Below are 14,878 nucleotides of genomic sequence, written 5' to 3' on the forward strand. Positions count from 1 at the left end.
TCCTTGAAGATCAGGAACCTCGTGTGTCGCTCCAAATTCTTAGCTTGCAAAAGCGGTTGTCACCGTACCTGACGATGAAACGTGATGCGACACTAGCTCAGCGGGTAGAGCGCAACCTTGCCAAGGTTGAGGTCACGCCCGGCTCCTTGAAGATCAGGAACCTCGTGTGTCGCTCCAAATTCTTAGCTTGCAAAAGCGGTTGTCACCGTACCTGACGATGAAACGTGATGCGACACTAGCTCAGCGGGTAGAGCGCAACCTTGCAAAGGTTGAGGTCACGCCCGGTACCTTGAAGATCAGGAACCTCGTGTGTCGCACCAGATTTCCTACTTGATAGGAAGATCACAGCTTAATACATTAAAAGCTGTAGAATCGCACAACCATTACTGTGAAGTAATAGTCTTTGAGGTCAGAGCTTTGCCTCGCGAGGTTCTATCGGACAAAGTCCAGGCCACCTCAAGCTTACATAAGTATCAGTAAGCTGAAATCAACATCATCCCAAATCAGTCAAGACAGCCGAAAGGTTGTTTTTTTGTCTGAAATTAAGATGCTCTGTATTCCCATACTGAGAAGTATTGGCGACCATCAATGATGACAGTCAATGTTGTTTAGCCAATATAGGCTACACTACAATCTTGTCTGCACGTCAAATCAGCCCTAAAGCACATGAGTGTTTATTCGCTTGGGTTTGCTGTTATCCAAATTAAATTCTGCATTTGCATCATCTAATGCACAGAGTTATCCACATTATTTCCTTTGTGGATAAGTCGGTTGATTAGTTGTGCTGTCTATCTGTGTATAACTCTGTGCATTTAAATATTTATCCCCATTATCAACAGAGAATTAATCTTTCAGTGTTTGTTTAACTTGTTGTTTTTTATGTATTTAATTTTGATGATTTCAAAGTTGTGAACAGGGTGATCATATAATGATCATGGTGAATAACATTCTTAAATCAAACAGCTTCAGCTTGTGCTTAATAACCAGTGTTCATAACCAAAATGGTGCAAATGAAATTGTTTTCCACATACAAAAAAGGCTGATCGGGATCGCGTTTTGTAGCCCGTGAATCACCCGCAAACGAAGGTGACGCGTGGTTACTGGTTTCAGGCGTCTCGGGGAAGTCCTTTTTCGACGATTCGGATCAGCCGCTTGGTTTTATTGGCTACGACATCCACACGGGCTTCATCCCGCCTGGTTATTTGACGATGGATTGACCAGTCAAGGTGTTCATCCAGCATACTGTCCAACCCTTTACGTTCAATCAAGGCGTTAAGCAGTGCCGGAGTGTAGGGAGCATTACCAATAGCGACACTGAGATTGCGTAGCCACTTGAGATGGCCGATGCGCCGAATGGGCGAGCCTTCGGTGTTTTTCAAGAACGTGGCTTCGTCCCAGTTGAATAATGTCAGCAGATCTTGCTGATAGAGCTGAGGTCGGCAGTGGTAATCTTGTTCATCCGTGATCGCCGACTCCCGGTTGTAGGGGCACACCAGTTGGCAGTCATCGCAGCCGTAAATCCGGTTACCCATGGCTTCGCGGAATTCTTCCGGAATAGGACCATCCAGCTCTATGGTCAGGTAGGAGATACAGCGGCGCGCATCGACCACGCCGTCAGCGACAATGGCCTGAGTCGGGCAACTGGTGATACAGGCCACACACTTACCGCATTGATTGTCTACGGGCTCATCTGTGGGCAATGGCAAATCAATCAAGAGCTCACCGAGGAAGAACCAGGAACCTGCGTCCTCACTTAATATGAGGGAATGCTTGCCCGTCCAGCCTAATCCGGCTTTTTCCGCGAGCGGGCGCTCCAGGATAGGCGCTGAATCGACAAAAGGCCGGTAGCCAAAAGCACCGGTAACCTGCTCGATTTTCTGGCCCAGCTGTTTGAGGCGGTTACGGACCAGCTTATGGTAATCGCGGCCGAGGGCATAACGGCTGATATAGGCTTTTTCGGGTTGTTTCAGGGTCTGGGCAAAGCCGGCTTCCGGTGGCAGGTAATTCATCCTGACACTGATGACTCTGATCGTTCCGGGCAATAACTCAGCCGGACGAGCCCGCATCATGCCATGACGAGCCATCCAGTCCATCTCTCCGTGATAGCCGGCATCCAGCCAGCGTTGTAGCTGCGCCTCGTGCTTTGACAGGTCAACATCGCAGATACCAACATGCTGAAAACCCAGGTCTTTACCCCATTGTTTTATGTCGTTAGCGAGCTGTTGATAGTCGAGCATGATGTGGCTGCCGTCTGATGGATGAATTGGGGGCCGGAGTGTAGCACAGTTCGCTCAGTGAAAAATAATCAGCGATGGCGAAAAATACGGCACGGATTGTTGTGCCAGGAAACGCTTTTCGGCACTATTTTAAAGTATATGCCCAGTACAGGGTGCTTTGATAAGCAGATGCAGAGCGAAGGAAGTCGTGCCGACATGACAGAGACGTCGTTACCCAGCTCCGCTTTTCGGGCCAGGCAGGTTCGGGAGGGTGAGAAACAGGCGGCACAAAAGCTGGGCTGGCCTATGTATCAGTTAATGGAAAATGCAGGGTTGGCGGTATTTGAGTGCCTTCAGTATTGCCATTCCACGGCAAAACATGTGCTGGTGTGTTGTGGCGGTGGTAACAATGGCGGCGACGGCTATGTGGTTGCCCGTCTGGCACGTGAACGCGGGCTAACAGTCACGCTGTGGCAGTTGGGGGAGGCTTCCCGTTTACAGGGCGAGGCGGCGCTGGCCCGGGATGCCTGGCTGGCCTGCGGTGGCAAGATAGACACCCCGAAGGCACATATTGATGCAGCGGTTGATGTGATTGTTGATGCTATCCTGGGGACCGGGTTATCCGGTGCCGTGCGTGATAATGCTGCCGCACTGATAAAAGCGCTCAACGCCACCGCTAAACCTGTCATTTCCGTGGATATTCCGTCGGGCTTGTGCGCTGATACCGGCCAGATACTGGGTGAGACGGTAAAAGCCTGGCAGACAGTCACCTTTATTTGTATGAAAAGAGGATTGCTGACCGGGCAGGCCGCCTTGTACCGGGGAGAGTTAATCTTTGCCGGGCTGGGCGTTGCCGAGGTGCTGGAGCAGCTGCAACCGGCCAGTACCAGAGTGATTCAGCAAGATGATATTGCCGCCATGCTGCCTCCGCGCTCGCGGACAGCCCATAAGGGCAGTTACGGCCGGGTGCTATGCCTGGGAGGCGATCAGGGCATGGGCGGTGCGATTCGTCTGGCATCTGAAGCCTGCGCCAGAGCTGGCGCAGGCCTGACAGCAGCCGTCACACATACTGACAATGTGCTGGCAATTGTGGCCGCGCGTCCTGAGATAATGGCTCAGAGCTGGCAACTGGGTCTTGACCGGGCTAATCAACAGCTCAGCAGCCGGATTGACTGGGCCGATGTTGTAGTATTAGGCCCGGGCCTTGGTCAGCGCGCATGGGGAAAAGCGCTCTATGCCAGCCACAGTGTGGTGCGACAGGATCAGTCACTGGTGCTGGATGCAGATGGATTGAACTTATTGGCTCAGGCACCAGACTATAAAGAGAACCGCATTTTGACGCCTCATCCTGGTGAGGCAGCCCGATTACTCAATCTGACCGTTGCAGAGGTCGAAGCCGATCGTTTTGCTGCTGCTGAACAGATCCAGCAGCGCTATGGCGGGGTCGTAGTGCTGAAAGGAGCCGGTACTGTGGTGTATGATGGCCGACAGCATTATGTCTGTCTGGCCGGAAACCCCGGCATGGCGACGGGTGGAATGGGGGATGTGCTGGCAGGACTGATTGGTGGACTGCTGGCGCAGGGGCTGACGCTATCGCAAGCGGGCCGGGCTGGTGTGTGGATTCATAGCCGGGCAGCAGATCTGGCTGCAGAGTCAGGGGAACGTGGCTTGCTGGCTGGTGATCTCTTTGCGTATATTCGACAATTGATAAATCTAAGATAAAGATAACGACAACAATGCAGACATTGAATATTGTGTTGGCCGATGAAGCGGCAACGGTGGCTTTTGGTCAACAATTGGCTCAGGCCTGTGAGCGGCAGACGACGATTTACCTTCACGGTGATTTAGGTGCAGGTAAAACAACCTTTTGCCGGGGCTTTATCCGCGCGCTGGGTCATCAGGGCAATGTAAAAAGCCCGACCTATACCCTGGTGGAACCTTATGAACTGCCGCCCTGGCAGGTTTACCATTTTGATCTTTACCGTCTGGCAGATCCGGAAGAGCTGGAATTTATGGGGATCCGTGACTATTTCACTTCGGATGCCATCTGTCTGGTTGAATGGCCGGAAAAAGGCACAGGATTATTGCCGGCGCCGGATCTGGATATTGAACTTCGCTACGTAGATCAGCACCGTCAGGTTGAAGTGACGGCGAACAACGGCTACGGGATGGCATTGTTAAAGAAACTGGAGCAGAGTTGATTCAATGGGGTGGCGCAGAAGTTTTTCTTTGACGGTTTTTCTTGCCGGGATAGTGAGCGGCTCAGCTCTGGCGAATGAAGTAGAAGGGATTCGTGTATGGCCAGCCCCGGATGAAACCCGGGTCGTGCTGGACATGGAGGAAGAGCCGACTTTTACCTATTTTACGCTGACTAAACCTGATCGTCTGGTGATTGATCTGAAGGATACTTCGTTGAAATCGTCGTTACCGGTTGTGGTCAAAGACAGTGATGTATTGACGAAAATTCGCAGCAGCAGCCCGCCGGAAACCGGGACATCCCGTCTGGTGTTTGAGACCCGCTCCACCACATCCCCCAAGATTTTCAAACTGCCACCGACTCCGGATGGCCATTACAGTCACCGTCTGGTGCTGGATCTGCCGCATGCCGCCAAAACCGAAACCGTCAAATCGGCGGACACGGGCAGCAAGGCAAAAGCGGTCGACAGCATTCACCTGCCTTACGGTAATGACGATATTATCGTGGCCATCGATGCCGGCCATGGCGGGGAAGACCCCGGTTCTATCGGCCCGAGCCGGAAATATGAAAAAAATGTCACTTTGACCATTGCGCGTAAGGTGGCTGACCGCATTAACGCTACACCAGGCATGAAAGCGGTCATGACCCGCCGGGGGGATTACTTCGTCAATCTGAACAAACGCTCTGAAATTGCCCGCAAGAACAAAGCGCATTTACTGGTTTCTATCCATGCGGACGGTTTTCATAAACCGCAGCCGCAAGGGGCGTCTGTCTGGGTATTGAATACCCGCCGCGCCAATACAGAAATCGGCCGCTGGCTCGAACAGCAAGAGAAGCAGTCTGAATTGCTGGGCGGCGGCGATGTGCTGTCCGGCGGTCAGGACGATCAGTACCTGAGTATGGCGGTGCTGGATTTGCAGTTCAGTCATTCACAAAAAGAAGGGTATGACGTTGCCAGCCGGGTACTGAACGAAATGGCTAAAGTGACTAAGCTGCATAAGTCGAAACCCGAGCATGCCAGTCTGGCGGTACTGAAATCACCGGATATCCCTTCACTGCTGGTTGAAACCGGATTTATCACCAATCCGCGCGAAGAACGTTTGCTCAACAGCACCAGCCACCAGAACAAGCTCTCAGAGGCGGTGTATAAGGGAGTGTTGGCTTATTTCAATGATAAACCACCGGAAGGGACCTTATTTGCCGCCCGCAAGCACGGTATTAAGCACAAAGTCGCCAGCGGCGAGTCATTGAGCGTGATCGCCGATAAATACAACTCGTCTGTCCAGGCAATCCGTCAGATGAACCAGTTGTCATCCAATGTGGTGAAAGTGGGCCAGATATTGCGAATTCCTGCCGGTAAAACGGCCAGCCACAACAGCGGCACCACTAACAGCAGTGCTGCCGTGGCCAGCATCACGCACAGCACCGTGGTGCATACCGTGCAGCGGGGCGAATTTTTGGGTAAGATCGCCAGCCGGTATAAAGTGACAGTCGACAGTATTCGGCAGGCTAACGCTTTGCGATCAGATGAACTGGCCGTCGGCCAGAAGCTGAACATTCCGGTTCAGCGCAAGCTGGTTGAGCATACTGTACGCCGCGGTGAATTCCTCGGTAAAATTGCAACCCATTATGGGGTCAGCGTCAGTAGTATCCGGCAAGCGAATCAGCTAAGCTCAGATACACTGGCGGTGGGCCAGAAACTTAAAATTCCAAGCACTTAATTGCAGACCTGATTATGCCCATTCAGATATTACCTGCCAGGCTGGCTAACCAGATCGCCGCTGGTGAAGTAGTGGAACGCCCTGCTTCTGTGGTGAAAGAGCTGGTGGAAAACAGTCTGGATGCTGGCGCAACCCGTATTGAAATCGACATTGATAAAGGCGGCAGCCGCACCATTCGCATCCGTGATAACGGAGTCGGAATAGTGAAAGAAGAGCTGCAACTCGCGCTCAGCCGTCACGCTACGTCAAAAATCACGACTCTGGATGATCTGGAAGCTATCGCCAGCCTTGGCTTCAGGGGGGAGGCACTGGCGAGTATCAGCTCGGTATCCCGTCTGACGCTGACATCCCGTACCGATGCGCAGCCGGAAGCCTGGTCGGCCTATGCTGAAGGGCGTGAAATGACGGTGCAGCTTAAACCGGCCGCTCACCCGGTCGGGACGACAGTGGAAGTACTGGATCTGTTTTTCAATACCCCGGCTCGCCGTAAATTTCTCCGTACCGAAAAAACCGAATTTGCTCATATTGATGAACTGCTCAAGCGTATTGCACTGAGCCGGTTCGATGCCAGTATACTGCTGCGCCACAACGGTAAACTGATTCGTCAGTACCGCGCTGCAGAGACGCAGGCGCAAAAAGAGCGCCGGCTGGCCGCCGTGTGCGGGCAGGGTTTTCTGCAACATGCGCTGTCACTGGAGCTGGGTCACGGCGACCTGCGTCTGTCAGGCTGGATCTGCACCCCGCAAGGGGCGCGGGCACAGAACGATATTCAGTACTGTTACGTCAATGGCCGGATGATGAAGGATAAGCTGATCAATCATGCTATCCGTCAGGCCTTTGAAGGCGCCCTGGCCGCAGAGCAGTACGCGGCTTACGTGCTGTTCATTGAGGTCGACCCGCACCAGGTGGATGTTAACGTTCACCCGGCCAAACACGAGGTACGCTTTCACCATGCCCGTCTGGTGCATGATTTTATCTATCAGGGCGTGCAAAGTGCATTGCAGCAGAGTGGAGCTGAAAGCAGCCTGTACTCGGCACCAGAGCGAGCATCGGCCCGCGGTGATGCCGCCCAGCCGGATGCTTACCAGATCAAGGAACCGGCACCGCTCAGCAGGCAGCAGAATCCGGCACAAGACGCCGATAGCTCGCGCGTCTCTCCTTCCAACGCACTGGATGCTATTGCCAATACCCCGGCCTATCCGCGACAAGCGCCGGCAAAAGAATGGCGACAGAGCGATGAGTCTGTTACCTCAGCCCGCCCGGACGGTCGTCCAGAGCAGGAGAGGGCCGCTGTTGCCCCGGCGTCGTCCCGTCCTGCTGCCAGTACCCGGAGCCACTCGCCTCGTCAGCATGGCGGAGAATCACCTTCCAAAACGGAAGTTGCGGCCTATCAGGCATTGATGCAGACACCTGTCGCATCGGCAGAACCTGAGCAGATGCCACGCCAGCCGCAGAGTGTACAACTTGCCAACGTCTGGCGTGAAACGCCGGAACCGGTCAAACGCGATCCGGTACTCAACAGCCAGCCGGAGCATGGACTGGGTAAAGCGCTGACCGTAATTGCAGAGCGCTATCTGCTGGTCAGCCATGGCACTGATGTGGCTTTGTTATCGCTCACAGAGGCAGATCAGCTGCGCATCAAAGGGCAACTGGAATTTGCCCGTCATGACGGCCTTAAACCTCAGCCATTGCTGATCCCGCTGGTGATCCCAACTACACGGCGGTTAAGCCAAAGTGCCGGACAGCACAGCGCGGTCCTGCAGAAACTGGGTATCCAGATCCGGGCAAAAGGGCAGGATAAACTGGTGATCCTGGCGGTGAGCCTGCCGCTTCGCCAGCAGAACCTGCAATTGCTGATCCCTGCGTTACTGGATCAACTCTGCACGCTGTCAGAGGCCGGGGAACAACTGAGTCATACTGATTACTGGGAAGCTTTGCTGGATTGGCTGTCGGCCGAACTGTCGGCTCACAGTGAACGCTTCAGCCTGTCACAGGCCATTACTTTGCTGGGTGAGCTCGAACAACTCTGGGGGAGTACCCTGGAATCTTATTATTCCCGGCTGCTGCGTCCGGTCGATTTGCAGCCGGCATTAGAAGCGTTTAAACATGACTAAATCTCTTCCACAGGCCATTTTTCTGATGGGGCCTACCGCGTCGGGAAAAACCGACCTGGCTATCCGTTTGCATCAGCAGTTGCCTGTTGAATTAATCAGTGTGGACTCTGCACTGATTTATCGTGATATGGACATTGGTACCGCGAAGCCGGATGCTGCTGAGCTGGCTCAGGCACCGCATCGGCTGATCGATATTCGTGATCCGTCACAAAGTTATTCAGCCGCCGATTTTCGCGAAGATGCCCTTAAAGAAATGGCAGATATCGTGGCGGCTGGTCGCATTCCATTATTGGTTGGCGGCACTATGCTCTACTTTAAGGCATTGCTGGAGGGGCTTTCGCCACTCCCGCAGGCTGATCCGGCTATTCGTGCTGAGATTGAGCAACAAGCCCAGGAACAGGGTTGGCTGGCTTTACATGAAGAATTACAACAAATTGATCCCGTCTCTGCGACACGGATCCATCCAAATGATCCACAACGATTGTCGCGGGCATTGGAAGTTTTCCGAATTTCAGGTAAAACTTTAACTGAGTTGACCCAAACGCAGGGGGAAACATTACCTTACCAGGTACACCAATTTGCGATAACACCCATGGATAGGGCTATTCTGCATCAGAGGATCGAACAGCGTTTTGACAAGATGATCAAAGCAGGCTTTGAACAGGAAGTTCGAGCCTTGTATGAGCGGGGGGATCTGCATCCGGATCTCCCGTCAGTGCGCTGTGTTGGATACCGACAGATGTGGGATTACTTTGACGGAAATTGCACCTTGGATGAAGCGGTTTTTCGCGGAATCTGTGCAACCCGTCAGTTAGCCAAGCGGCAAATTACCTGGCTTCGCAGCTGGAAAGCGCTGACTTGGTTGGATAGCAGTGATGTAGAGAAAGCGTTACAAACAGTCACAAACTCCGTTAGCCGTGAGGTTTGATTAACGTGTATACTCATCTCTGCTTTGCGTATTGTTTTTTTGTTCATTGAAACATACAACTACAAACAAATAAGGAAAAGAAAGAATGGCTAAGGGGCAATCTCTACAAGACCCGTTTTTGAATGCGCTGCGTCGTGAAAGAATCCCGGTTTCTATTTACTTGGTCAATGGTATTAAGCTCCAGGGACAGATTGAGTCATTTGACCAGTTCGTTATCCTGCTGAAAAACACTGTCAACCAAATGGTGTACAAGCACGCTATTTCTACTGTCGTACCGGCTCGCCCGGTAAATCATCACCATTCAGGTGATCGTCCGACAACAGAACGTGGTCAGGAAAAAACAGAAGAATAATATTCTTCGATAAGGAGTTGATTGCTTGTTTGACCGTTATGAAGCCGGTGAACAGGCAATTCTTGTTCATATCAACTTCACGCAAGAAGGGGAATGGGAAGATCTCAGCGAGTTTGAAATGCTGGTCTCCTCGGCGGGAGTCAATAAGCTGCGTGTGATTACAGGCAGCAGACAGTCTCCCCACCCTAAGTATTACGTGGGAGAAGGTAAAGCACAGGAAATTGCCGATGCGGTCAGGGCGGAAAACGCCGAGATCGTCATTTTTAACCATTCACTCTCGCCTGCCCAGGAGCGAAACCTGGAGCGGCTGTGCAAATGCCGGGTTCTGGACAGAACCGGATTGATCTTGGATATCTTCGCTCAGCGTGCGCGTACCCATGAGGGTAAGTTGCAAGTCGAGCTGGCGCAGTTACGTCATATTTCTACCCGTTTGATCCGAGGCTGGACCCACCTTGAACGACAGAAGGGCGGGATAGGTCTGCGCGGACCGGGTGAAACTCAGCTTGAAACTGACCGTCGTTTACTGCGCGAAAGGATCAAGGCGATTCTGCGTCGCTTGGATAAGGTATCCAAACAGCGGGATCAGGGCCGCCGAGCCAGAAGTCGGGCAGATATTCCGACAATTTCGTTAGTCGGTTATACCAACGCCGGTAAGTCTACCCTGTTTAACCGGGTAACTGATGCCGGGGTATATGCTGCGGATCAGCTGTTCGCCACCTTGGATCCGACGTTGCGGAAAATCGATGTGGACGATGTGGGGACCAGTATCCTGGCCGATACGGTCGGATTTATCCGCCATCTTCCTCATGATCTGGTGGCTGCGTTTAAAGCCACGCTGAAAGAAACCCAGGAAGCCGCGTTGTTGTTACATGTGGTGGATGCCAGTGATGAGCGTTATCGGGAAAATATCGATGCGGTCAACACGGTACTGGAAGAGATCGACGCCGGTGATGTCCCGGTATTGGTGGTCATGAATAAGATCGACAACCTGGAAGAGGCTGAGCCGCGTATTGAGCGCGACGAAGACGGTATTCCACGGCGGATCTGGGTTTCTGCCCGTGAAGGGACAGGTATTGATGTGCTTTTCACGGCACTGACGGAACGGCTGTCCGGGACTATGGTCACCCATACTCTGCGTCTGCCGCCGGCAGTGATCGGTCGCTTCCGGAGCAAGTTTTATCAGCTTGGGGCGATTGTCAGGGAAGAGTATGAAGAAAATGGTAACCTGATACTGGATGTACGTTTACCCATCGCAGAATGGGCTCGACTGCAAAAAAGAGAGCACCAGGGGCTGGATGACTTTATCCTTGCCTGATGGACTGCTAGAGTAATAAAAACTGTCGTCATATCATATTGATGGAGTTCTATAATGGCGTGGAATGAGCCTGGAAACAACGGTGGCCGCGATAAGGACCCTTGGGGGAACAATAATCGTGGTGGTCGTGAACAAGGGCCGCCTGATCTCGATGAAGTGTTTGCAAAACTGAGTCGTAAGTTTGGTGGTATTTTTGGGAATAAGCGTGGACCTTCGAGCGGCGGCGGTGCTGTCGGCTTAGGTGTCATTGCTGTTATCGCGGCTGCGATTTGGGGATTTTCTGGGTTTTACACTGTTGGCGAAGCTGAGCGTGGCGTCGTACTTCGGTTTGGTAAATTCTATGAAATGGTCGATCCTGGTCTGAACTGGAAACCTACCTTCATCGATGATGTTGAGCTGGTCAACGTACAGGCGATTCGTTCTCTGCGCAGCTCAGGTCTGATGCTGACGAAGGATGAAAACGTACTGAGAGTTGAAATGGAAGTGCAGTACAGGGTGTCTGACGCACAGAAGTATCTGTTCAGTGTGACCAATGCGGACGACAGTCTGCGCCAGGCGACGGATTCTGCACTGCGTGCGGTGATCGGTGACTCCACTATGGATGAAGCCCTGACCCGTGGCCGTCAGACGATTCGTGCCAATACTCAGACTGATATCGATAAGATTACCGATAAATATGACATGGGTATTCTGGTTGTGGACGTGAACTTCCAGTCAGCCCGTCCGCCGGAAGCTGTGAAAGATGCATTTGATGATGCGATTGCGGCCCGTGAGGATGAGGAGCGCTTTGTGCGCGAAGCGGAAGCATACAGCAACGATATTTTGCCGAAAGCGACAGGTCGTGCTGAACGTCTGAAGAAAGAAGCGGAAGGTTATACCGAGAAAGTGGTTAACGGCGCACTGGGTGAAGTGGCTCAATTTGAGAAATTGTTACCTGAGTACAATGTAGCGAAAGAAGTAACCCGTAATCGCTTGTATCTGGACACTATGGAACGTGTTTACTCCAACACCAGCAAGGTGATGGTGGACTCGAAATCTGGTGGCAATCTGTTATATCTGCCTTTGGACAAGCTGATGAATCAGTCTGAAGGCAGTAAGCAGCAAATGAGCCCATCCAGCTCGTACGGTATTGAGCTGGAGAAGACGGAAAATGCGAATCCTACTCCAGCGGCACCGCGTGCTGACTCTGGTCGTCAGGGGAGATATTAATTATGCGTAAGTTAATTATCCCGCTCGTAGTCATTCTCATCGCTCTGGTGTTGATGTCCGTCTTCGTCGTCAAAGAGGGCGAGCGTGGAATTGTGGTTCGTTTCGGTCGAATCATTAAAGATGACGTTAGCAACATGACACGTGTGTATGAGCCGGGCCTGCACTTTAAAGTACCGGTATTTGACCGTGTTCGTAAGCTGGATGCCCGTATTCAGACCATGGATGATCAGGCTGACCGTTTTGTCACTTCTGAGAAAAAAGACGTGATCATCGACACTTATGTAAAGTGGCGTATTCAGGACTTTGGTCAGTATTACCTGACCACCGGTGGCGGTAATACCGCAACGGCGGAAGGGCTGCTGAAACGTAAGGTTGTCGACAGTCTGCGTGCTCAGATCGGTGCCAAAGAGATCAAACAGATAGTGTCTGGTCCGGATCGTGGCAACAACGTGGATGCCGGCGCTGCTGCACCCGTTGATGAAAGCGTGGCCATTGCATCTGAAATTGTGCAGGAAGTGGCCCCCAAGCGAGAGCTGGAAGGCGAGCGTGACAAGATCATGGCAGATGTACTGGCAGAAACTCAGATCAGTGCCCGTGACCTTGGTATCGAAGTGGTTGATTTCCGGATGAAGAAAATCAACCTGCCGGATGAGATCAGCGAGTCTATCTATCGCCGTATGCGTGCCGAACGTGAATCGGTTGCTCGTAAGCACCGTTCTCAGGGCCGTGAAAAAGCCGAGGTTATCCGTGCTCAGTCTGAGCTGGAAGTCGCCAAGATTATTTCTGAAGCAGAACGTATTGCCCGCATCCAGCGCGGTGATGCTGAAGCGAAAGCTGCAGATATCTATGCGACTGCGTTTAACAAAGATCCGGAGTTTTATAACTTCCTGCGTTCTTTGAAAGCGTACGAAAACAGCTTCAGCTCCAAGCAGGATATTCTGGTGGTTGATCCAAACAGTGACTTCTTCAAATACATGAAAGGGTCGGATGGCCTGAACTAAAAGGGTTCAGTGCTGACAAAAAGACAAGGCGTTGGCCTTGTCTTTTTTTTGTCTGAGACCTGGAGATTATGAGCCGATAGCGGGGTAAAACGATGAGTCAAACATTCTGGCTGGCCGTCGGGCTGGTACTGATTCTGGAAGGTTTGGGGCCATTACTGGCACCCAGGGGCTGGCGCGAACTGATCAGTCAGTTGAGCAGCCAGGATGATCAGACATTACGCCGTATAGGTGGTTGTTTAGTCGTCGCTGGCAGCGTTATTGCTTATATCATGTTCACCCAGCTGTAAATCCTGACGTAGGGTATTCGTGAAGCCTGCCTTTCGATTTTCTGGGTCATGGTCAAAAAATGACTGCAAGCAAATTTGTAAGGTGCTAGAATCCATTTTTAACTACTGATAGACGAAGAAAGATGGCAAACAATGTAGTCGTTCTCGGCACCCAGTGGGGTGACGAAGGTAAGGGCAAGATCGTTGATCTGCTGACTGAAGATGCACAATATGTGGTTCGCTACCAGGGCGGTCACAACGCAGGTCACACCCTTGTCATAGATGGTGAAAAAACTGTCCTGCACTTAATCCCTTCAGGCATCCTGCGTAACAACGTGAAATGCATTATCGGTAACGGTGTCGTCCTTTCTCCTGATGCTCTGCTGAAAGAAATGGAGCCACTGGAAGCGCGTGGTATTCCAGTTCGTGAGCGTTTATACCTGTCAGAAGCTTGTCCGCTAATTCTTCCGTATCACATTGCGCTGGACCAGGCTCGTGAGCTGGCTCGTGGTAAGAAAGCAATCGGTACGACTGGCCGTGGTATCGGTCCTGCCTATGAAGATAAAGTTGCTCGTCGCGGTCTGCGTGTTGGCGATTTGTTCGATAAAGAGGCATTTGCCGAGAAGCTTAAGGAAGTGATGGCTTACCATAACTTCCAGCTGGAGCATTATTACAATGTTGAGCCTGTAAGCTACGAAGAAGTACTGGAAACTGTGCTGGCTCAGGCGGACATCCTGACATCTATGGTTATTGATGTAACCCAGGAGCTGGATGACGCACGCAAGCGTGGCGACAAGATCATGTTCGAAGGTGCACAAGGCACACTGCTGGACATCGATCACGGTACTTACCCGTATGTGACTTCTTCTAACACGACGGCGGGCGGTGTTGCTGCCGGTTCTGGCTTCGGTCCTCGTTACCTGGGTTACATTCTGGGCATCGCCAAAGCGTACTGCACACGTGTTGGTGCTGGCCCGTTCCCGACTGAGCTTGATGATGCAGTCGGTGAGCACCTGGGTGTGAAAGGTAATGAGTTTGGTGCAACCACAGGCCGTAAGCGTCGTTGTGGCTGGTTTGATGCCGTTGCAATGCGCCGTGCTGTGCAAATCAACTCAGTGTCCGGTTTCTGTCTGACTAAGCTGGATGTTCTGGATGGTCTGGAAGAAATCAAGATCTGTACCGGTTACAAACTGCCGGATGGCAAGATCCTGACTGTGTCTCCAATGGCGGCTGATGCATTCGAAGACGTAGAGCCTATCTACGAAACTATGCCAGGCTGGACTGAGACTACCTTCGGTGTGAAAACACTGGAAGAGTTGCCGCAGGCGGCACTGAATTACATCGCGCGTCTGGAAGAGCTGACAGGTGTACCTGTCGATTTAATCTCAACCGGCCCTGATCGTAACGAAACCATCATCAAGGTGCATCCGTACGCAAGCTGATTGCTGAGCGATTTGACCTGATGCTCAAAAGCCAACCTTAGGGTTGGCTTTTTGTTGTTCGCTTTCTGAAATTTTGACTAAAGTCTGTTTGCCTCTGGTCGATAAGGTTCATACCGC

Annotated in this window: 12 protein-coding genes and 2 tRNA genes; 13 read left to right on the forward strand and 1 reads right to left on the reverse strand. The window is 52.0% G+C overall.

The window, feature by feature from the left end:
• Positions 1-86 precede the first annotated feature (86 nt).
• Both Q4491_RS17635 and Q4491_RS17640 read left to right on the forward strand, forming a co-directional pair.
• Positions 87-177 (forward strand) — tRNA-Gly (locus tag Q4491_RS17635).
• 52 nt (positions 178-229) lie between these two features.
• Positions 230-320 (forward strand) — tRNA-Cys (locus tag Q4491_RS17640).
• Between the two features lie 786 nt (positions 321-1,106).
• On the opposite strand, the gene queG is transcribed toward Q4491_RS17640, so the two are convergent.
• Positions 1,107-2,237 (reverse strand): tRNA epoxyqueuosine(34) reductase QueG, encoded by a 1,131-nt coding sequence (gene queG / locus Q4491_RS17645; protein ID WP_192017344.1) that lies wholly within the window; start codon positions 2,235-2,237, stop codon positions 1,107-1,109.
• Between the two features lie 195 nt (positions 2,238-2,432).
• Here queG and Q4491_RS17650 point away from each other — a divergent pair, with 195 nt between their 5' ends.
• The 11 genes from Q4491_RS17650 to Q4491_RS17700 all read left to right on the forward strand — a co-directional run bounded on the left by Q4491_RS17650 (position 2,433) and on the right by Q4491_RS17700 (position 14,761).
• Entirely contained in the window at positions 2,433-3,938 is a 1,506-nt protein-coding gene (locus Q4491_RS17650; RefSeq protein WP_192017345.1) for an NAD(P)H-hydrate dehydratase, read from the forward strand.
• 14 nt (positions 3,939-3,952) lie between these two features.
• Positions 3,953-4,417, forward strand: a complete 465-nt coding sequence (gene tsaE, locus Q4491_RS17655) for a tRNA (adenosine(37)-N6)-threonylcarbamoyltransferase complex ATPase subunit type 1 TsaE (protein ID WP_192017346.1) — start codon at positions 3,953-3,955, stop codon at positions 4,415-4,417.
• Positions 4,418-4,445: 28 nt separating this feature from the next.
• Positions 4,446-6,134, forward strand: a complete 1,689-nt coding sequence (locus Q4491_RS17660) for an N-acetylmuramoyl-L-alanine amidase (protein ID WP_303459471.1) — start codon at positions 4,446-4,448, stop codon at positions 6,132-6,134.
• A gap of 14 nt (positions 6,135-6,148) precedes the next feature.
• A complete protein-coding gene (gene mutL, locus Q4491_RS17665; protein WP_303459474.1) occupies positions 6,149-8,248 on the forward strand; it encodes a DNA mismatch repair endonuclease MutL in 2,100 nt (699 codons plus the stop codon).
• Complete coding sequence (gene miaA / locus Q4491_RS17670) at positions 8,241-9,176, forward strand: tRNA (adenosine(37)-N6)-dimethylallyltransferase MiaA (protein WP_303459477.1); 936 nt, start codon at positions 8,241-8,243, stop codon at positions 9,174-9,176. The genes mutL and miaA overlap by 8 nt, the downstream gene beginning before the upstream one ends.
• Before the next feature lie 85 nt (positions 9,177-9,261).
• A complete protein-coding gene (gene hfq, locus Q4491_RS17675; RefSeq protein WP_027254057.1) occupies positions 9,262-9,528 on the forward strand; it encodes an RNA chaperone Hfq in 267 nt (88 codons plus the stop codon).
• A gap of 25 nt (positions 9,529-9,553) precedes the next feature.
• Positions 9,554-10,843: a ribosome rescue GTPase HflX gene (gene hflX / locus Q4491_RS17680; protein ID WP_192017350.1), complete on the forward strand. Its 1,290-nt coding sequence runs from the start codon at positions 9,554-9,556 to the stop codon at positions 10,841-10,843.
• A 54-nt stretch (positions 10,844-10,897) separates the two neighbouring features.
• Positions 10,898-12,052, forward strand: a complete 1,155-nt coding sequence (gene hflK / locus Q4491_RS17685; RefSeq protein ID WP_192017351.1) for an FtsH protease activity modulator HflK — start codon at positions 10,898-10,900, stop codon at positions 12,050-12,052.
• A gap of 2 nt (positions 12,053-12,054) precedes the next feature.
• Positions 12,055-13,053, forward strand: a complete 999-nt coding sequence (hflC, locus tag Q4491_RS17690; RefSeq protein WP_192017352.1) for a protease modulator HflC — start codon at positions 12,055-12,057, stop codon at positions 13,051-13,053.
• Between the two features lie 92 nt (positions 13,054-13,145).
• Positions 13,146-13,340 (forward strand): DUF2065 domain-containing protein, encoded by a 195-nt coding sequence (locus Q4491_RS17695; protein WP_192017353.1) that lies wholly within the window; start codon positions 13,146-13,148, stop codon positions 13,338-13,340.
• Between the two features lie 122 nt (positions 13,341-13,462).
• Positions 13,463-14,761 carry an adenylosuccinate synthase gene (locus Q4491_RS17700; RefSeq protein ID WP_192017354.1) on the forward strand — a complete coding sequence of 433 codons (1,299 nt, stop codon included), beginning with the start codon at positions 13,463-13,465 and terminating at the stop codon, positions 14,759-14,761.
• Positions 14,762-14,878 lie beyond the last annotated feature (117 nt).

Source organism: Photobacterium sp. 2_MG-2023, from assembly GCF_030547675.1.
GTDB classification, from domain to species: domain Bacteria; phylum Pseudomonadota; class Gammaproteobacteria; order Enterobacterales; family Vibrionaceae; genus Photobacterium; species Photobacterium arenosum.